This is a genomic window from Streptomyces caelestis (assembly GCF_001279005.1).
Lineage (GTDB): Bacteria > Actinomycetota > Actinomycetes > Streptomycetales > Streptomycetaceae > Streptomyces > Streptomyces heliomycini.
This window is the reverse complement of sequence record NZ_LGCN01000265.1, coordinates 175,010-192,727: the sequence shown is the minus strand read 5'-3', so window position 1 is coordinate 192,727 and position 17,718 is coordinate 175,010. Positions and strand designations below refer to the sequence as shown.

General features: G+C 71.9%; 21 protein-coding genes. 5 read left to right on the top strand and 16 right to left on the bottom strand.

Annotated elements, in window-relative coordinates; all coding sequences use genetic code 11:
• Positions 1-21: 21 nt before the first annotated feature.
• The 8 genes from rnc to ADK41_RS36580 all read right to left on the bottom strand — a co-directional run bounded on the left by rnc (position 22) and on the right by ADK41_RS36580 (position 8,134).
• A complete protein-coding gene (gene rnc / locus ADK41_RS36615) occupies positions 22-840 on the bottom strand; it encodes a ribonuclease III (protein WP_030824757.1) in 819 nt (272 codons plus the stop codon).
• A gap of 19 nt (positions 841-859) precedes the next feature.
• Entirely contained in the window at positions 860-1,033 is a 174-nt protein-coding gene (gene rpmF / locus ADK41_RS36610) for a 50S ribosomal protein L32 (protein WP_003951102.1), read from the bottom strand.
• A 2-nt stretch (positions 1,034-1,035) separates the two neighbouring features.
• Positions 1,036-1,680, bottom strand: coding sequence for a YceD family protein (locus tag ADK41_RS36605; RefSeq protein ID WP_030824754.1), 645 nt, complete (start codon positions 1,678-1,680; stop codon positions 1,036-1,038).
• Positions 1,681-1,808: 128 nt separating this feature from the next.
• On the bottom strand, positions 1,809-2,894 hold the full coding sequence (locus ADK41_RS36600) for an ATP synthase F0 subunit B (RefSeq protein ID WP_030824750.1): 1,086 nt from the start codon (positions 2,892-2,894) through the stop codon (positions 1,809-1,811).
• 98 nt (positions 2,895-2,992) lie between these two features.
• Positions 2,993-3,472 (bottom strand): pantetheine-phosphate adenylyltransferase, encoded by a 480-nt coding sequence (gene coaD, locus ADK41_RS36595; RefSeq protein WP_037804001.1) that lies wholly within the window; start codon positions 3,470-3,472, stop codon positions 2,993-2,995.
• Positions 3,473-3,498: 26 nt separating this feature from the next.
• Positions 3,499-4,086 (bottom strand): 16S rRNA (guanine(966)-N(2))-methyltransferase RsmD, encoded by a 588-nt coding sequence (rsmD, locus tag ADK41_RS36590; protein ID WP_030824745.1) that lies wholly within the window; start codon positions 4,084-4,086, stop codon positions 3,499-3,501.
• A 49-nt stretch (positions 4,087-4,135) separates the two neighbouring features.
• Positions 4,136-6,343, bottom strand: coding sequence for an ATP-dependent DNA helicase RecG (recG, locus tag ADK41_RS36585; protein ID WP_030824743.1), 2,208 nt, complete (start codon positions 6,341-6,343; stop codon positions 4,136-4,138).
• Between the two features lie 66 nt (positions 6,344-6,409).
• Positions 6,410-8,134: a DAK2 domain-containing protein gene (locus ADK41_RS36580; RefSeq protein ID WP_030824740.1), complete on the bottom strand. Its 1,725-nt coding sequence runs from the start codon at positions 8,132-8,134 to the stop codon at positions 6,410-6,412.
• A 267-nt stretch (positions 8,135-8,401) separates the two neighbouring features.
• On the opposite strand from ADK41_RS36580, the gene rpmB reads away from it, so the two are divergent.
• A complete protein-coding gene (gene rpmB, locus ADK41_RS36575; RefSeq protein ID WP_004924906.1) occupies positions 8,402-8,587 on the top strand; it encodes a 50S ribosomal protein L28 in 186 nt (61 codons plus the stop codon).
• A gap of 336 nt (positions 8,588-8,923) precedes the next feature.
• Here rpmB and thiD read toward each other — a convergent pair whose 3' ends face one another.
• Both thiD and ADK41_RS36565 read right to left on the bottom strand, forming a co-directional pair.
• Positions 8,924-9,721, bottom strand: coding sequence for a bifunctional hydroxymethylpyrimidine kinase/phosphomethylpyrimidine kinase (gene thiD / locus ADK41_RS36570; RefSeq protein WP_030824739.1), 798 nt, complete (start codon positions 9,719-9,721; stop codon positions 8,924-8,926).
• The gene (locus tag ADK41_RS36565; protein WP_030824737.1) at positions 9,718-10,683 is read right to left on the bottom strand and encodes a thiamine-phosphate kinase; all 966 of its coding nucleotides are present in this window, start codon (positions 10,681-10,683) and stop codon (positions 9,718-9,720) included. Before ADK41_RS36565 ends, thiD begins: the two co-directional genes overlap by 4 nt.
• A gap of 206 nt (positions 10,684-10,889) precedes the next feature.
• Here ADK41_RS36565 and ADK41_RS36560 point away from each other — a divergent pair, with 206 nt between their 5' ends.
• Together ADK41_RS36560 and ADK41_RS36555 are read left to right on the top strand one after the other, a co-directional pair.
• On the top strand, positions 10,890-11,123 hold the full coding sequence (locus ADK41_RS36560) for an Lrp/AsnC family transcriptional regulator (protein ID WP_030824735.1): 234 nt from the start codon (positions 10,890-10,892) through the stop codon (positions 11,121-11,123).
• Positions 11,124-11,143: 20 nt separating this feature from the next.
• The gene (locus ADK41_RS36555) at positions 11,144-11,644 is read left to right on the top strand and encodes a DUF3515 domain-containing protein (RefSeq protein ID WP_030824733.1); all 501 of its coding nucleotides are present in this window, start codon (positions 11,144-11,146) and stop codon (positions 11,642-11,644) included.
• Between the two features lie 16 nt (positions 11,645-11,660).
• On the opposite strand, the gene ADK41_RS36550 is transcribed toward ADK41_RS36555, so the two are convergent.
• From ADK41_RS36550 to ADK41_RS36540, 3 genes are all read right to left on the bottom strand, one after another.
• Positions 11,661-12,818 carry a D-alanine--D-alanine ligase family protein gene (locus ADK41_RS36550; RefSeq protein WP_030824731.1) on the bottom strand — a complete coding sequence of 386 codons (1,158 nt, stop codon included), beginning with the start codon at positions 12,816-12,818 and terminating at the stop codon, positions 11,661-11,663.
• Between the two features lie 82 nt (positions 12,819-12,900).
• Positions 12,901-13,911 carry an NAD(P)H-dependent glycerol-3-phosphate dehydrogenase gene (locus ADK41_RS36545; protein ID WP_030824729.1) on the bottom strand — a complete coding sequence of 337 codons (1,011 nt, stop codon included), beginning with the start codon at positions 13,909-13,911 and terminating at the stop codon, positions 12,901-12,903.
• Entirely contained in the window at positions 13,908-14,717 is an 810-nt protein-coding gene (locus ADK41_RS36540; protein WP_030824727.1) for a lysophospholipid acyltransferase family protein, read from the bottom strand. Before ADK41_RS36540 ends, ADK41_RS36545 begins: the two co-directional genes overlap by 4 nt.
• 173 nt (positions 14,718-14,890) lie before the next feature.
• Here ADK41_RS36540 and cofC point away from each other — a divergent pair, with 173 nt between their 5' ends.
• Positions 14,891-15,529, top strand: coding sequence for a 2-phospho-L-lactate guanylyltransferase (cofC, locus tag ADK41_RS36535; protein WP_030824723.1), 639 nt, complete (start codon positions 14,891-14,893; stop codon positions 15,527-15,529).
• A 9-nt stretch (positions 15,530-15,538) separates the two neighbouring features.
• Positions 15,539-15,742 carry a hypothetical protein gene (locus ADK41_RS36530; RefSeq protein WP_030824720.1) on the top strand — a complete coding sequence of 68 codons (204 nt, stop codon included), beginning with the start codon at positions 15,539-15,541 and terminating at the stop codon, positions 15,740-15,742.
• A 109-nt stretch (positions 15,743-15,851) separates the two neighbouring features.
• Here the strand turns inward: ADK41_RS36530 and ADK41_RS36525 are convergent, their stop codons facing one another.
• From ADK41_RS36525 to leuD, 3 genes are all read right to left on the bottom strand, one after another.
• A complete protein-coding gene (locus tag ADK41_RS36525; protein ID WP_030824717.1) occupies positions 15,852-16,478 on the bottom strand; it encodes an HU family DNA-binding protein in 627 nt (208 codons plus the stop codon).
• A gap of 136 nt (positions 16,479-16,614) precedes the next feature.
• A complete protein-coding gene (locus tag ADK41_RS36520; RefSeq protein WP_030824715.1) occupies positions 16,615-16,845 on the bottom strand; it encodes a hypothetical protein in 231 nt (76 codons plus the stop codon).
• 277 nt (positions 16,846-17,122) lie between these two features.
• A complete protein-coding gene (gene leuD, locus ADK41_RS36515; RefSeq protein WP_030824712.1) occupies positions 17,123-17,716 on the bottom strand; it encodes a 3-isopropylmalate dehydratase small subunit in 594 nt (197 codons plus the stop codon).
• Between the last annotated feature and the right edge of the window lie 2 nt (positions 17,717-17,718).

Below are 17,718 nucleotides of genomic sequence, written 5' to 3'. Positions count from 1 at the left end.
GCGCTCGGGTCGCGTGGTTCGTCAGGCGGAGGCCGACGGGGCGTCGGCGCTCTTCCCGGAGGCATCGGCTTCGGCGGCGCGGACGGTCTCCTCCGCCTCCGCCGCCGCCTTGGCGCGCTCGTCCGCGGCGGCCCGGATGGACCGCCAGGCGGACTCGGCGGCCTGCTGCTCCGCCTCCTTCTTGCTGCGGCCGGTGCCGGTGCCGTACGAGACGCCTCCGACGCGGGCGGCAGCAGTGAAGGTCTTCTCGTGATCGGGGCCGGTCTCCGTGACCAGGTACTCGGGCACGCCGAGTCCTTCGGTCGCGGTGAGCTCCTGGAGACTGGTCTTCCAGTCCAGGCCGGCACCGAGGTTCGAGGACTTCTCGATCAGGGGATCGAACAGGCGGTGCACCAGCTCCGCCGCCGAGTCCAGGCCCTGGTCGAGATAGACGGCGCCGATCACCGCTTCCAGGGTGTCGGCGAGGATGGACGCCTTGTCCCGGCCGCCCGTTCCCTCTTCACCGCGGCCGAGCCGGATGAAGGAGCCCAGTTCGAGCCCGCGGCCCACCTCCGCCAGCGCACGCGAGTTGACCACCGCGGCCCGCAGCTTGGCCAGCTGGCCTTCGGGCAGGTCGGGGTGGGTGCGGTACAGCGTGTCCGTGACGACGAGGCCGAGCACGGAGTCCCCGAGGAACTCCAGCCGCTCGTTCGTCGGCAGGCCGCCGTTCTCGTACGCGTAGGAACGGTGGGTCAGCGCACGCACCAGAAGGGCGGACTCGAGCCGGTAGCCGAGCCGCCCTTCCAGAAGCGTGTGGGACGAGGCCTGGTTGTCCGCTGAGTTCTTCTTCGGCGTCGACACAGTGCCTCTCACCAGCCGCTCAGACCTCGAGGACCTGGCGCTTGTTGTAAGTGCCGCAAGACGGGCACGCGATGTGCTGCTGCTTGGGCTCGTGGCAGCGCTCGCACGCAACCAGGGTGGGGACCGCAGCCTTCCACTGCGACCGGCGGTGGCGCGTGTTGCTGCGCGACATCTTCCGCTTCGGAACAGCCACGGCTACTTCTCCTGCTTCTCGTCGACGCCCGGTTCGGCGCCGCTCATCTCGTCCTTCTCGCCGTCCCTCATGGTGCCGGCGAGTCCCTGCAAAGCCGCCCAACGGATGTCGACGGCGTCGTGGTGGTGGTCCGGGTCGTCCGCGAGCCGTGCTCCGCACTCGGCGCACAGACCCGGGCAGTCTTCCCGGCACACCGGCTGCATCGGCAGTGCGAGCACCACCGCATCACGCAGCACGGGCTCGAGGTCGAACAGGCCGTCCTCGAGGAAGAGCCTGTCCTCGTCGTCCTCGGCGTCGTCGCCCGGTTCCGCGATCACACGGCCCCGGTCGTCGGCGTCAGGGTACGAGAACAGCTCCTGGAAGTCCGCTTCGAGCTCCTGCTCCAGCGGCTCCAGACACCTTACGCACTCCCCCTCGGCCTTCGCACGGGCGGTGCCTGTGACGAGCACACCTTCCATGACCGACTCGAGTCGGAGTTCCATCTCCACCGGGGCGCCTTCCGGCACTCCGATGACCCCCGCGATACCGAGATCCCTGGGAGCGTCGACCGTACGGTTCAGGCGCTGCAGCGCACCAGGACGCCGCCCCAGTTCGTGTGTGTCGAACACGAGGGGGTTGCGGTGGTCGAGGCGGGCGTTCAGGGCCATTCCTGCTTTCGGTCTTCGAGCTCAGAGGTACCACTGCCCCGCGATGTTCCCGGGCAGCGTGGATCGCGGACGTAAGCGCGACCGAAGAGCCAGGATACTGGACCTTTCGCTCCCGGCCCAATCCGCCCCTACAGGCCCCGCTCGCGCTCGTAGGCCCGCAGCTGTTCGGGCGTGATCATGCTGGTGTCGAAGAGGCTGGTCTCGTCCAGGGCGTAGCCCTGCTGGTCGTGCCCGGCCTGCCGCCCCTGGTCCGGGTCGTACGCCTGCCCCTGCGCGTCGTAGCCCTGGTACGCGGCGTACGGGTCGGCCTGCTGGACGGGGGCGCCGCCCGCCGGGGCGTAGCCGGAGACGGAGGAGTAGGCGTCCTGCTGTCCGCCGTACTGCTGCTGGTAGTCGGCGTACGGGTCCGGCTGCTGCTGATAGCCGTAGGCGGGCTCCGGCTGGGCGTAGGTCTGCCGCTGCGGCTCGGACCGCCCGGCCGTGGCGGCGTCCTGCTCGGCGAGGGACGCGAGGTCGGCCAGGTAGTCGGCGTCGCTGGAGTGCTGGACGGTCGTCGGGTCGTCGGCGAGGGCGCCGAGGTCGTCGGTGGCGATCCGGCCGTGCAGCTTCTGCCGGCCCCGCCCCACCGCCTCCAGCGTCTTGGCGAGGACCGCCTCGAAGGCGCCGAGCTTGACGTCGACGTACTCGTCGGCGCTGCGGCGCAGGGTCTCCGGGTCGTGGCTGCGCTCGGGGGCGTCCTCGTCCTCGTAGCCCTGCTCGTCGAGGCCGGGGCCGGTGCCGAGCAGCTTCTCGCGGCCGCGGCCGACGGAGCCGAGCGTCTTGGTGAGGACGACCTCGAAGTTGGCCAGCTTGGAGTCGACGTAGTCGTCGGCCTCCGCGCGGATCTCCTCGGCCTCCTTGCGGGCCTCGCCGAGGATCCGGTCGGCCTCGTTCTGGGAGCGGCGGGCGATCTCGGTGTCGGAGATCAGGGAGCCGCGCTGGGCGTGCGCGCTCTCGATGATCCGCTCGGCCTCCTGGCGGGCCTGCTCGACCATCTGCGCCCGGCCGCCGATCAGCTCCTCGGCCTGGGCGAGGGAGTCGGGCAGCGCCGCACGCACCTCTTCGAGCATCGAGAGCAGCTCGGCGCGGTTGACCACGCACGAGGCCGACATGGGCATCGACCGGGCACTGGAGACCGCGGCGACGATCTCATCGAGCTTCTTCTGCACGTCCACCGTGTGCTCGCCACTCTCTACAGCTGTGTTGGAGACGGACGGGACGACTGTACGACCACGGGGCGTCCGGTGGACACCGGACCGCCGGGTACGGGCGGTCAGTCCCGGCGAAGGCGTTCGGTGAGGGCCGTCAGGACCTCCGGCGGCACCAGGTGGGCGACGTCGCCGCCCCAGGCCGCGACCTCCTTGACGAGCGAGGAGGACAGGAAGCTGTAGGTGGGGTTGGTGGGGACGAAGAGGGTCTCCACGCCCGAGAGGCCGTTGTTCATCTGGGCCATCTGCAGTTCGTAGTCGAAGTCGCTGACCGCGCGCAGGCCCTTGACGATGGCGGGGATGTCGCGCTGCTTGCAGAAGTCGACGAGCAGGCCGTGGAAGGCCTCGACGCGGACGTTGCCGTACTCGGCGGTGACCCGGCGGATCAGGTCGATCCGCTCCTCGATCTCGAACAGGCCCTTCTTGGACTGGTTGATCATCACCGCGACGTAGACCTCGTCGTACAGCCGGGAGGCCCGGGCGATGATGTCGAGGTGTCCGTTGGTGATCGGGTCGAACGACCCGGGGCATACGGCGCGGCGCACGTGTGATCCCTCGCTCTCCGGTCCGGTCATCGTGCGTCTTCGCACGTAGAGGCGGCGCGACCGTACCAAAACGTTCCCTCGCCGTAGCGGCGGGCCCGGATCGCCTCGAAGCCGGGCGGCCAGGCGAATTCCCCGCCTCGGGTGCTGCGCTCCACGGTGACGAGGGCTTCTTCGGCGAGCCAGCCCTGCGAACGGAGTGTGAGCAGGATCTCGCGGAGATCGTCGTCCGAGACGGCGTAGGGCGGGTCGAGGAAGACGATGTCGTACGGCTCCCGCGGGGGCGCGGCGCGGACGATCTGTTCCGCTTTGCCGGATCCGACCTCGGCGCCGGGGAGTCCGAGCGCCTTCACGTTCTCCCGGACCGTGCGGACGGCGCGGGCGTCGGCTTCGACGAGCAGGACGTGTCCGGCGCCGCGGGACAGGGCCTCCAGGCCGACGGCGCCGGAACCGGCGTACAGGTCGAGGACGCGTTCGCCGTCCAGCGGGCCGCCGAGCAGGGACTGCCAGGTGGAGAAGAGGCCCTCGCGCGCGCGGTCGGAGGTCGGGCGGGTCCCCTGTCCCGGCGGAACGGCCAGGCGGCGTCCGCCGGCCGCGCCGGCGATCACGCGAGTCATGTCCTCGGTCCTTGTCGGTGTGTGCTGGTCGGTGGCTGACCCCAGTCTGTCAGCCCTTCTCCAGGTACTGCTCCCGTTCCTCGTCCAGCAGGGCGTCCAGCGCCGTGCGCAGGGCGGGCAGGTTCGTCAGGTCCGGGTCGGCGGCCACCACCGCCGCCGCCTCCTGCCTCGCCTCGGCGATGATCTCCTCGTCCTCGATGACGGCGAGCATGCGCAGGCTGGAGCGGGTGCCGGACTGCGCCTGGCCCAGCACGTCGCCCTCGCGGCGCTGTTCCAGGTCGATGCGGGAGAGCTCGAAGCCGTCGAGGGTGGAGGCGACGGCGTTCAGCCGCTGCCGGGCCGCGCTCGCCTCGGGCATCTCGGTGACCAGCAGGCACAGCCCCGGGGCCGAGCCGCGGCCGACCCGGCCGCGCAGCTGGTGGAGCTGGGAGACGCCGAAGCGGTCGGCGTCCATGATCACCATCGCGGTGGCGTTGGGGACGTTGACCCCGACCTCGATGACGGTCGTGGCGACCAGGACGTCGGCCTCGCCGGCCGCGAAGCGGCGCATGACGGCGTCCTTGTCGTCGGGCTGCATGCGCCCGTGCAGGACCTCCACCCGGAGCCCCCGCAGCGGCCCCTTCGCGAGCTGCTCCGCGATGTCCAGGACGGCGAGCGGGGGCCGCTTCTCCGCCTCGTCCTCGGCGGGCTTCTTCCTGCCCGCCTTCTTCGGGTCGTCCTCCTCGTCGCCGATGCGCGGGCAGACCACGTACGCCTGGTGCCCGTTCGCGACCTCCTCGCGGACCCGCTCCCAGGCGCGGGCGAGGAAGTGCGGCTTGTCGGCGGCCGGGACGACATGGCTGGCGATGGGCGAGCGGCCGGCCGGGAGCTGGTCGAGGACGGAGGTCTCCAGGTCGCCGAAGACCGTCATCGCGACCGTGCGCGGGATGGGGGTGGCGGTCATGACGAGCAGGTGCGGGGGCTGCTTGCCCTTGCCGCGCAGGGCGTCGCGCTGCTTCACGCCGAAGCGGTGCTGTTCGTCGACCACGACCAGGCCCAGGTCGTGGAACTGCACCTTGTCCTCGATCAGCGCGTGCGTGCCGATGACGACGCCGGCCTCGCCGGTGGCCAGGTCGAGCAGCGCGTGGCGCCGCGCCGCCGCCCCCATGGAGCCGGTGAGCAGCACCACCTTGGTGGCGTCGTCCGCTCCCCCGAGCATCCCTCCCTCGGCCAGCTCCCCCATCATCTCGGTGACCGACCGGTGGTGCTGCTGGGCGAGCACCTCGGTGGGCGCGAGCATCGCCGCCTGCCCGCCCGCGTCGACGACGGCGAGCATGGCGCGCAGGGCGACCAGTGTCTTGCCGGAGCCCACCTCGCCCTGGAGCAGGCGGTGCATGGGGTGTTCGGTGGCGAGGTCGGCGAAGATCTCGGCGGAGACCTTCCGCTGGCCCTCGGTGAGGGTGAAGGGGAGGCGGTCGTCGAAGGCGGCGAGGAGACCGCCGGGCTTCGGGCGACGGGCCACGGCGGGGAGTTGCGCGTCGGCGTGGCGGCGGCGGGCGAGGGCGACCTGGAGGACGAAGGCCTCGTCCCACTTGAGGCGGGCGCGGGCGTCCTCGACGTCCGCCTTGGTGTGCGGGCGGTGGATCTTGAGGAGTGCCTCGGGGAGGGCGGCCAGTCCGCGGCCCGCGCGGAGGGACTCCGGGAGGGGGTCGACGGCCTCCTGGGCGCTGGGCAGCACCGTCTGGAGCGCCTTGCCGATCTTCCAGGACTCCAGTTTGGCGGTGGCGGGGTAGATCGGGATGAGGGCGCCGGCCCACGTCTCGACCGTCTCCTCGGCATCACCGTGCAACAACTCATAGGCGGGGTGGGCGAGTTGGAGGCGGCGGTTGAAGACGGAGACCTTGCCGGCGAACAGCGCGCGGGTTCCCGGCAGGAGGTCCTTGTGCGGTTTGTGGACACCGGCGCCGAAGAAGACCAGTTGCAGCCGGCCGCTGCCGTCCGTGATGGTCACCTCGAGGCGCTGGCCCTTGCCCCGCGGGGCCTTGGCGGAGGCGAAGGTGTGCAGACGGGCGTCGGCGACCTGGGCGACCACCGTGACGTGCTCGTCCATGGGGAGGTCGGCGAGGTGGGTGAGCTGACCGCGCTCCTCGTATCTGCGCGGGTAGTGGTGCAGGAGGTCGCCGACGGTGTGCAGGCCGAGATGCTCGGCCATCACCTTCGCGGTGGCGGGGCCGAGCACCTTCTTCAGTGGTTCGTCGAGTGCGGGCACGGGATCCATTGCACACCACGGCACTGACAACACGCGGACGCCGGGGCCCGGCTCCGCACGGAGGTCCCGTGCGGGTCACTCCACCCCGATGAGCAGCAGGGCGCCCTGTCTGCCGCCGTGGCACACCACCGTGTCGACGGCGAGGTAGCCCTCGCGGACATGGGTCTCCAGGCGGGCGGCGACGGATTCGGGGGCGTCGTCGCCGAGGACCAGGGTGACCAGTTCGCCGCCGGCCGCGAGCATGCGGTCGAGGACGGCCTCGGCGGTGGCCGTGAGGTCCTGCCCGATCACGGCCACGTCCCCGTCGACCAGGCCGAGGACGTCCCCGGCCTGGCAGATGCCCGCCATGGTCCAGGACTGGTGCTCGGCGACGGTGACCTCGGCGTAGCGGGTCGCGCCCGCCGCCGACGTCATCGACACCACGTCCTCGTCGAAACGGCGCTCCGGCTCGTGCACCGCGAGCGCCGCGATGCCCTGGACCGCGGAGCGGGTGGGGATGAGCGCCACCCGGACGCCCTCCGCGCGGACCTGCTCGGCCGCCGCGGCGGCGGTGTGGCGCAGGTCGGCGTCGTTGGGCAGCAGCACCACCTCCCGCGCGTGCGCGCGCCGCACCGCCTGGACGAGTTCACCGCTCGCGGGCGGCTCCCCGGGACGGGCGAGCACGGTGGTCGCGCCCGCCTCGGCGTACAGACCCGCCAGGCCCTCGCCGGGCACCACGGCCACGACGGCCCGCTGAGCGCGTTCCCCGGGCGCCGCCGGCTCGGCCCCGGTGGTGTGGGCGTCCCCCACGCCGAAGTGGGTGATCCGGATCCGGTACGGCCGGCCGGCCTCGACCCCGGCCTCCACGGCGGCGCCCGCGTCGTCCACGTGCACATGGACGTTCCACAGCCCGTCCCCGCCGACCACCACGAGCGAGTCGCCCAGCGCGTCGAGCCGGTCGCGCAGCCGCGCGACGGCCGCGTCGCCGGCCTCCAGCAGATAGATCACCTCGAAGGCGGGGCCTCCGGCCCCCGGCCCCGGCGCGGCGCCGCCCTCCGCGCACGCGCCGGGGCCGCCGGTCTCCTCCACGCGCGCGTGCGGCACGGGACCGGCGACGCGGATGGAGCCGCGCCACGGGCCGCCCACCGCCGGCATGCCCCGCGGCGCCTCCCCCGTGAACGTCTCCACCAGCGCCGCGAGCACCGCCACCAGCCCCCTGCCGCCCGCGTCGACCACCCCGGCGCGCCGGAGGACGGCCAGTCGGGCCGGGGTCTCGGCGAGTGCCGCGCGGGCTCCCTCGTAAGCCGCCCGCGCCACCTCCCCGCAGTCGCCGTCCGCCCGGCCGGCGGCTTCGGCGGCGGCCGCGGCGACGGTGAGGACCGTGCCCTCGACGGGGTGCGCGACCGCCTGGCGCGCGGAGTCGGCCGCGTGCCGCAGGGCGGTCCGCAGCCCCTCCCCGTCGGCGTGGGCCGGGGCTCCGTCCGCGGCCAGCACCTGGGCCATGCCGCGCAGCAACTGCGCCAGGATCGTCCCGGAGTTGCCGCGGGCGCCGATCAGCGCCCCGTGCGCCATCGCCCGTACGGCGTCGGCCAGCGCCGGCCGCCGGTCCCCGCCGGCCTCGTGCCCCGCGAACACCGCCTCCACCGCCGCGGTCGCCGACTCGACGGTCAGATAGAGATTCGTCCCGGTGTCCCCGTCGGCCACCGGGTAGACGTTGATCGCGTCGATCTCCTCACGGGCCCGCCCCAGCGCCTCGAGCGCGAGACCGCACCAGGAACGCACCGCGAGAGCATCGAAGAATGTCTGCGGCACCTGCGCCACCTGCGCCTCCCTGAGCTGCCGGCCGTGGCAGGCAGCGTAGACCGTGGGACGCCGTCCGCCGGAAGAAGGCCGGAGGCGGGCCCCTGAGCTGCCGTGGTAGTTTCGTTCTACGGGTGCAGCCGTTGTATGCTGCTCCGGTTGCCCGATCCGATCGGGCCTCTCCCCCGGTAACGCCACTCAGATTCCGCAGGACTCCTGGAGTCCGGAATTTCGATCCCGGCCTGCCGGGATCAACCGTAAGTGCATCTGAAGTCTTTGGAGTGACCCGTGGCTGCCAACTGCGACGTCTGCGGCAAGGGGCCGGGCTTCGGCAACAACATCTCGCACTCGCACCGCCGTACGCCCCGTCGCTGGAACCCGAACATCCAGCGTGTGCGTACCGTGGTCGGTGGGACGCCGAAGCGCGTGAACGCCTGCACCTCGTGCATCAAGGCCGGCAAGGTCTCGCGCTGACGCTTTCGCTGAGCGCGCGGCCATAGCCGGTTTCGCCGCAACCAGCCGGTCCACCTTGGGGTGGGCCGGCTCTTTGCTGTGGTCCGGCACGCTTGCGGGGGTGCTCCGCGTGGGTGCGGGCCGGGGGTGTTCGCGCGGCCCGGCGCTCGCGGGGTACCTCCCCCGGAGGGGATGCCCCCGGCGCCCGCCCTCCCCCACTCCCGGCCTCGCTCGAGCGGGGGGATCCCCATCGCCCCGGGAGTGCCTCCCAGGCCCTTGAGGCACTGGGGGAGGCACGACTGCCCGGGCGGACGACTGCCCACGGGGACGGCGGCATGCGGCAGCGGTCGTCCGGGGTCAGCGCGGCGGGTTCAGGTTCCAGGCGTGGTCCACCGGGCCGATTCCCTCACCCAACGCGAAGCCGGATGCTATCGCTCCGGTGACGTAGGCCTTGGCCGTCGTCACCGCCTCCGGCACGGGCCGGCCCTTCGCCAGTTCCGACGCGATCGCCGACGCCAGTGTGCAGCCCGTGCCGTGGGTGTGGCGGTTGTCGTGCCTGGGGGCGCGCAGCCAGTGCTCCTCGGATCCGTCGGTGAGCAGGTCCACGGCGTCGCCGGACAGGTGGCCGCCCTTGATCACCACCCAGCGCGGCCCGAACGCCAGCACCGCCCGGGCCGCCCGGCGCATGTCGGGTTCCGACCCGACCCGTACGTCCGTGAGTTGTGCCACCTCGTCCAGGTTCGGCGTGGCCACGGTCGCCACCGGCAGCAGTTTCGTCCGTACGGAGTCCAGCGCGGAGGCCGCGAGCAGCGGGTCCCCGTGCTTGGAGACCCCCACCGGGTCGACGACCGCCGGCGCATCCGTGCCGGAGATCAAGTCGGCCACCGCCTCGACGAGTTCGGCGGAGGACAGCATGCCGGTCTTGACCGCCTGCACCCCGATGTCGTCGACGACGCTGCGGTACTGGGCCCGCACCGCCTCCACGGGCAGCTCCCAGGCGCCCTGCACGCCCAGGGAGTTCTGCGCGGTCACCGCGGTGAGCACGCTCATGCCGTGCACGCCGAGCGCCAGCATCGTCTTCAGGTCGGCCTGGATCCCCGCGCCGCCGCCGGAGTCGGAGCCGGCCACGGTGAGCACCCCGGGCGGCGCGCTCATGACTCGATGTCCCCGAAGTGGTCCCAGCCGCCCTGGGTCGTCCAGGGCGCCCCGTCGACCGTCACCTGGGGCAGCGCCGACGGGTTGAGCACCTCGCCGATCACCTTCCAGCGGGCGGGCAGCTTCACGTCCGGCGGGAAGGTCGCCACGATCGCGTGGTCCTCTCCCCCGGTCAGCACCCACTGCATGGGGTCGACGCCGACGGCCTGGCCGATGTCGTTCATCTGCGAGGGGATGTCGATCGTGCCGGAGCGGATGTCGATGCGGACCTTGCTGGCCTCGGCGATGTGCCCGAGGTCGGCGATCAGCCCGTCACTCACGTCGCACATCGCGGTGGCGCCGAGCCCGGCGGCCGCGGGCCCCGCGTGGTACGGCGGTTCGGGACGCCGGTGCGCCTCGACGAAGGCGCGCGGCGAGCGGAAACCGCGGGAGAGCACCGCGTGTCCGGCCGCGGACCAGCCCAGCCAGCCGGTCACCGCGACGAGGTCACCGGGCTGCGCGCCGCCCCGGGTCACGGGCTCCTGGTTGCGCAGGTCGCCGAGCGCGGTGATCGACACCATGATCGTGTCGCCGCGTACGACATCGCCGCCGACGACCGCGGCGCCGGCCACCTGGCACTCGTCGCGCAGGCCGTCCATCAGCTCGCTGGGCCAGGTCACCGGCAGTTCCGCCGGGACGACGAGGCCGAGCAGCAGCGCGGTCGGCACGGCGCCCATGGCGGCGATGTCGGCGAGGTTCTGCGCGGCGGCCTTGCGGCCGACGTCGTAGGCCGTGGACCAGTCGCGGCGGAAGTGCCGGCCCTCCAGCAGGATGTCGGTGCTGGCCACGACCCTGCGGTCGGGCGCGGAGACCACCGCGGCGTCGTCGCCGGGGCCGACCCGGACCGCCGGGGTGGTGGTGAGACGGGAGGTGAGCTCCCTGATGAGCCCGAACTCCCCGAGCTCACCAACAGTGCCCTTCATTTCCCTTTCGACCCTTCTGTCCCTGTGCGTGCCCGGTCGCGAGTCGTTCGCGTCCTCGCTACGGTCGAAGTGACCGTCAACTTCTCTCGTGTCTGTACCCCGGCGCGCAAGGCCCGGCTCCCGCGGGTCTCCCCGCGAGGAGCGGCGACGCGATACCGTGGCGTTCCTTTTCCCCACATGATCCTCGTGGCCGCCCTGGAGGTTCCGTGGTACAGGCGTACATCCTGATCCAGACGGAGGTCGGCAAGGCGTCGACCGTCGCCGAGCTGATCGGCAGGATCCCTGGAGTCATCCAGGCCGAGGACGTGACCGGACCGTACGACGTGATCGTGCGCGCCCAGGCCGACACCGTCGACGAACTGGGCCGCATGGTGGTCGCCAAAGTCCAGCAAGTGGACGGCATCACCCGAACCCTGACCTGCCCGGTCGTCCATCTGTAGCCCCCGTCTACCCTGTGCCGGTGAACTCTTCCCGTCACCGGCACGCCGTCCTGTCCGCGCTCGCGGTGCTGATCACCGTCGCGGGCTGCTCCTCGGCAGACGACAGCGCGTCCGCGGCGGTTCCCCGCCCGGACGCGAAGGTCACCGAGCTGTGTCAGAACCTGGACGAGGCCCTGCCGGCGAAGGTGGACGGTGAGAGTCGCGACGATCCCGAACCCGCGTCCGAACTGACCGCGGGCTGGGGCGGCGTGGCGATCATACTGCGGTGCGGTGTCGAGCGACCCCCGAAGATGACCGACCCGAGGGTGGCCAACGGCAACGACGCCGACGCGGTGCCGGGCGGGGTGAACGGCGTCGACTGGCTCATGGAGACGCGGGGCGACGACGTGCAGCGCTTCACCACCGCCAACCGCGAGGCGTACGTCGAGGTCGAGGTGGCCGACGGGCGGGACGGCACGGGCGTGCTGATCGACCTCGCCCCGGCCCTGAAGAAGACGATCCCCGAGGGGATCGCCCCCTGACGCGTGCGTGCGCGGCTCAGCGCAGTCCGGTCGACCGGCGCAGTGCCGCCCGCACCAGCAGGTCGACCAGCTCCGGGTAGCTCACCCCGGTGGCCTGCCACATCTGCGGGTACATCGAGATGGGCGTGAAGCCGGGCATGGTGTTGATCTCGTTGATCACGAACTCGCCGTCCTCGGTGAGGAAGAAGTCCGCGCGGACCAGCCCCTCGCAGGAGGCCGCGTCGAACGCCTCCACCGCGAGCCGCCGCACCTCGGCCGTCTCCTCGTCGGTCAGCGGCGCGGGCACGATGCCGGGCGTGGAATCGATGTACTTGGCCTCGAAGTCGTAGTACGCGTGCGCGTCGGGCGGCGGGATCTCGGCCGGCAGCGAGGCGCGCGGGCCGTCCTCGAACTCCAGCACGCCGCACTCGATCTCCCGGCCGCGCAGCGCCGCCTCGACGAGGATCTTCGGGTCGTGGCGCCGGGCCTCGGCGATCGCCCCGTCCAGAGCGGACAGGTCGTCGACCTTGGTGATGCCGATCGACGAGCCCGCGCGCGCGGGCTTCACGAACAGCGGCCAGCCGTGCTCGCCGGCGAAGTCGACGATCTTCCCGCGGGCGGCTGACTCGTCCCGCTCCCACTCGCGCGGCCGGATCACCAGGTACGGGCCGACCTTCAGCCCGAAGGAGGTGAACACCCGCTTCATGTACTCCTTGTCCTGGCCGACGGCCGAGGCGAGCACGCCCGAGCCGACGTAGGGGACGCCGGAGAGCTCCAGGAGCCCCTGGAGGGTGCCGTCCTCACCGTAGGGGCCGTGCAGCACCGGGAAGACCACGTCGACCTCGCCGAGCGCCTTGGGCACCGAGCCCGGCTCGCTGTAGACGACTTCGCGGTCGGCGGGGTCGACGGGGAGCACCACGGCGCCCTCCGTCGACTCGGCGAGCTGGTCGACGCTGGGCGTACGGCGGTCGCTGATCGCCATGCGCTCCGGCTCGTCGGCGGTGAGCGCCCAGCGGCCGCCGGGGGTGATGCCGATCGGCAGGACGTCGTACGCGGTCCGGTCGATGGCCTTGAGGACGGCTCCGGCGGTGACCACGGAGATCCCGTGTTCGGAGCTGCGCCCGCCGAACACGACGGCCACACGCGGCTTGCGGGACGGCTGCTCGGGGCTCTGGGGGAGGTTCTCGGTGCTCATATCGCGACGAGAGTACCTGCCCGTGGTGCCGGGATACAGCGCCCGCAACGCCGTGCGTGAGCCGAACGGAGGGGGCCGTCGCTCAGCGTCGCTCGGGCTTCGCGCTGCGCGACATCAGTTCCTCGACGGCGACCACCGGGGGCTTGCCCTCGTGCACGATGGAGACGACCGTTTCGGTGAGCGGCATGTCGACCCCGTGCCGGCGGGCCAGGTCCAGCACCGACTCGCAGGACTTGACGCCCTCGGCGGTCTGTTTGGTGACCGCGATGGTCTCCGCGAGGGTCAGGCCCTTGCCGAGGTTGGTGCCGAAGGTGTGGTTGCGCGACAGCGGCGAGGAGCAGGTGGCCACCAGGTCGCCCAGGCCCGCGAGTCCGGAGAAGGTCAGCGGGTCGGCGCCGAGCGCCACTCCGAGCCGGGTGGTCTCGGCGAGGCCCCGGGTGATGAGCGAGCCCTTGGCGTTGTCGCCGAGCCCCATGCCGTCCGCGATGCCGACGGCCAGCCCGATCACGTTCTTCACCGCGCCGCCCAGTTCGCAGCCGATGACGTCGGTGTTGGTGTACGGCCGGAAGTACGACGTGTGGCAGGCGGTCTGGAGGCGCCGGGCGACGGCTTCGTCGGTGCAGGCCACCACGGCGGCGGCCGGCATCCGGGCGGCGATCTCCCGGGCCAGGTTGGGGCCGGTGACCACGGCGATGCGTTCGGCGCCGACCTTGGCGACGTCGTCGATCACCTCGCTCATCCGCATCGCGGAGCCGAGTTCGACGCCCTTCATCAGCGACACCAGGACCGTGCCGGGCGCGAGCAGCGGCGCCCAGTCGGCGAGGTTGTCGCGCAGCGTCTGCGAGGGGACCGCGAGGACGGTGAAGTCCGCGCCGCGCGCGGCATCGACGGCGTCCGTGGTGGCCCGCAGGTTCTCCGGGAGTTCGATCCCGGGCAGGTAGTCGGGGTTGGTGCGGGTGGAGTTGACCGCCTCGGCGAGTTCGGGGCGCCGTCCCCACAGCACGACGTCGCAGCCCGCGTCGGCGAGGACCATGCCGAAGGCCGTGCCCCACGATCCGGTACCGAAGACGGCCGCCTTGACCGGCTCGCTCACGTGCCCAGCCCCTCTTCCCGCGCGGCGGGCCTGCCGCCCCGCGTCCGCTCCTGTGTTCGCTCGTCCCGTCGCTGCGCGTGCGTCCTGCGGCGCTGCTCGATCCGCTCACGGCGCGGGTCGTACGGCGTCTCGGGGGCCTTCTCGCCGCGGATCTGCTCCAGCTGGCGCGTGACGGCCGCCATGATCACCTCCGTCGCCTCCTTGAGCAGTTCCGGGGTCATCTCCCGCTCGTAGAAGCGGTCGAGGTCCACCGGCGGCCCGGCCAGCACGCGGTGGGTCTTGCGCGGCAGCAGGCTGGGCTTCTTGGCGTACGGCGGCAGCAGTTCGTTGGCGCCCCACTGGGCGACCGGGATCACGGGGCACTTGGTCTGCAGGGCGACGCGCGCGGCGCCGGTCTTGCCGGTCATGGGCCAGCCGTCCGGGTCGCGGGTGAGGGTGCCCTCGGGGTAGAAGGCGACGCACTCGCCGCGCTCCACGGCGTCGATCGCGGCCCGGAAGGCGCTGAGCGCGTCGGTGCTCTCGCGGTAGACGGGGATCTGTCCGGTGCCGCGCATCGCGGCGCCGATGAATCCCTTGTTGAAAAGCCCGCTCTTCGCCAGGAATCGCGGAACGCGTCCGGTGTTGTACTGAAAGTGCGCGTAGGCGAAGGGGTCGATGTGCGAATTGTGGTTCACCGCGGCGATAAATCCACCCTCGGCCGGAATGTTCTCCATTCCGCGCCAGTCCCGCTTGAGCAGAACCACCAGCGGCGGTTTGCAGAGAACCGCGGCGAAGCGGTACCAGAAGCCGATTCTGCGGCGCGGCACAAGTACACCTTCCTCTTCCGAATGACAGGCCCGGGGCCCGGACCCGGAGGCCCGACGGGCCGCACAAGTGTCGCCCCGGGCCGCCGGTCTGTCGAGAACACCGTACGCCCGCCCCCCTCGCCGCCCCGTGTACCGGGTGACAATGGCCGCGACAAGAGAGGGACGTAACACTCGTGCAGTGGACCTTGGTGGTACCCCTGAAGCCGCTGGACCGGGCCAAGAGCAGGCTCTCGGACACCGCGGACGACGGCCTGCGCCCGGGCCTCGCGCTCGCCTTCGCCCAGGACACGGTGGCGGCCGCGCTGACGTGCCCGGCGGTACGGGATGTGGTGGTCGTCACGGACGACGCCCTCGCCTCCCGGGAGCTGACCGCGCTGGGGGCCGGAATCGTCCCGGACGAGCCGCGCGGCGGCCTCAACGCGGCTCTCGCCCACGGCGCGACGGTGGCGGGCGCCGCTCGCCGCGCGGCGTGCGTCGCGGCGCTCAACGCCGATCTCCCGGCGCTCCGCCCGCCGGAACTGGCCCGCGTCCTCGATGCGGCCGCCGCGTTCCCGCGCGCGTTCCTCGCCGACGCCGCCGGGCTCGGCACGACGCTGCTGGCCGCGAGCGGGGGCCGGGAACTGCGCCCGTTCTTCGGCCCCGGCTCCCGGGCCCGGCACCGGGAGTCCGGAGCCGTGGAGCTGGGCCTCGACGGGGTGGACTCGGTGCGGCAGGACGTGGACACCGGCGACGACCTGCGGGCGGCGCTGGCGCTGGGCGTCGGCCCCCACACGGCCGCGGTCGCCGCGCGGTCGCTCATCACGGAGCAGTAGGCTGCCGGCATGCAGGCCACCGCGTACACCTACGACCCCGACAGCCGCAGCGGTCAGGTGCTCCTGGACGACGGCACGCCGGTGCCCTTCGACGCCCCGGCGTTCGACGCGGGGGGTCTGCTGCTGCTGCGTCCCGGGCAGCGGGTGCGCATCGAGACCGAGGGCGAGGGCGGGGCCCGGCGGATCACGCTGGTGACGCTCCAGACGTTCTGACCGCCCGGCGCTCCGGACAGGCCCCGGGACACACCGCGGGCCGGGCTCCCGAGGGAGTCCGGCCCGGTGCGTGAGTGCCGCTCTGTCCGAAGGGACGGACCAGGGCCCGCTACTTCTTGCGGGTGGTGGTCTTCTTGGCGGTGGTCTTGCGCGCGGTCGACTTCTTGGCGGGCGCCTTCGTGGCCGTCGCCTTCTTCGCCGGGGCCTTCTTGGCGGTCGTCTTCTTCGCGGCGGCGGTCTTCGCCGTCGCCGCGGTCTTGGCGGGCGCCTTCTTGGCCGTGGTCTTCTTGGCCGCCGCCGTCTTGGTGGCGGCCTTCTTCGCGGTGGCGGTCTTCTTGGCCGCCGCCTTCTTCGCCGTCGTCTTCTTGGCGGCGGCCTTCTTGACCGTGGCCGAAGCGCCACCGCTCAGGCTGCCCTTGGGCGCCTTCTTGACCGAGACCTCACCACCGCGCGGCAGCTTCTTCGAGCCGCTCACCAGGTCCTTGAAACCCTGGCCCGCACGGAAGCGCGGAACGGAGGTCTTCTTGACCCGAACCCGCTCGCCCGTCTGGGGGTTACGGGCGTAGCGGGCCGGGCGGTCGACCTTCTCGAACGAACCGAAGCCGGTGACCGAGACCCGCTCCCCCGCGACGACCGCGCGGACGATGGCGTCCAGTACGTGGTCGACGGCGTCGGCGGCCTGCTGGCGGCCGCCCACCTTGTCGGCAATCGCTTCTACGAGCTGCGCCTTGTTCACGTCTTCCCCTTCGGAGACATCGCCAGAACGAAAGTGTTCAAGCTTTTTCGCACGTTAGGCAGATATATACCGCAAATCAAACACGAAACGGGCTAATCACCCTTGTGCCGCAACGGACTCGGTCGTCCCGGCCGGTTCAGCGTTCCCCTTCGGGGAATCGACCCTCGTCGAGGTCCTCGGTGAACCGCTCCAGACGCCTTGCCGCATCGGCGAGATCATGTTTGGCCGCGGCCGTAATGACCAGCAGCTTCCGGGTCAGCGCCACCCGTACGCCCTCCGGGACTTGCAGTGCGCGCACCTTCGTGTGCGCTTCCTTGAGCTGGACCGCGAGCGCCGCATAGAGCTGGAGTTGGCCGTCGTGTTCCATGCACAGATTGTGCCATCTGGGGCGAGTTGTCGCCTGCGCAGGGGGTAACTGCCGCCTCTCACGGCCGTCCGGACACACGCGTGGATCACGGGCACGTGACACGTGTACCCCAACAACCACCTTCTTAACGTGGCAAGTTGGAGGCCCTCAAGGAAGCGCGCGGAGCCGAATGGGTGCGGACATGCCCGTACCCCCGATCGGGGCGATCGGGGGTACGGGAGGGGTGTTCCGGTGGCCGAAAGTCGACCTCTGGCGAGGACTTCGGCCGCGGCGCGGGTCAGGCCGTGAGCGTCCTCGGCTTGAAGGACGGGCGCTTCGCCTCGTACGCGGCGATGTCCGGCTCGTTCCGCAGCGTGATGGAGATGTCGTCGAGCCCGTTCAGCAGCCGCCAGCGGGAGTTCTCGTCGAGCTCGAAGGAGGCGGTGACGCCCTCGGCGCGCACCTCGCGGGTCTGGAGGTCGACGGTGATCTCCGCCGTGGGGTCGGCTTCGGTGAGCTCCCACAGCGCGTCCACGGTCTTCTGGTCGAGGACGACCGTCAGCAGGCCGTTCTTCAGCGAGTTGCCGCGGAAGATGTCGGCGAAGCGGGAGGAGATCACGGTCTTGAAGCCGTAGTTCTGCAGCGCCCAGACGGCATGCTCACGGGAGGAGCCGGTGCCGAAGTCGGGGCCGGCGACCAGCACGGTCGCGCCCGCGCGCTCGGGCTGGTTGAGGATGAAGGACGCGTCCTTGCGCCAGGCCTCGAACAGTCCGTCCTCGAACCCGTCCCGGGTGACCTTCTTGAGCCAGTGGGCGGGGATGATCTGGTCGGTGTCGACGTTGCTGCGGCGCAGCGGGACGGCCCGGCCGGTGTGGGTGGTGAATGCTTCCATGA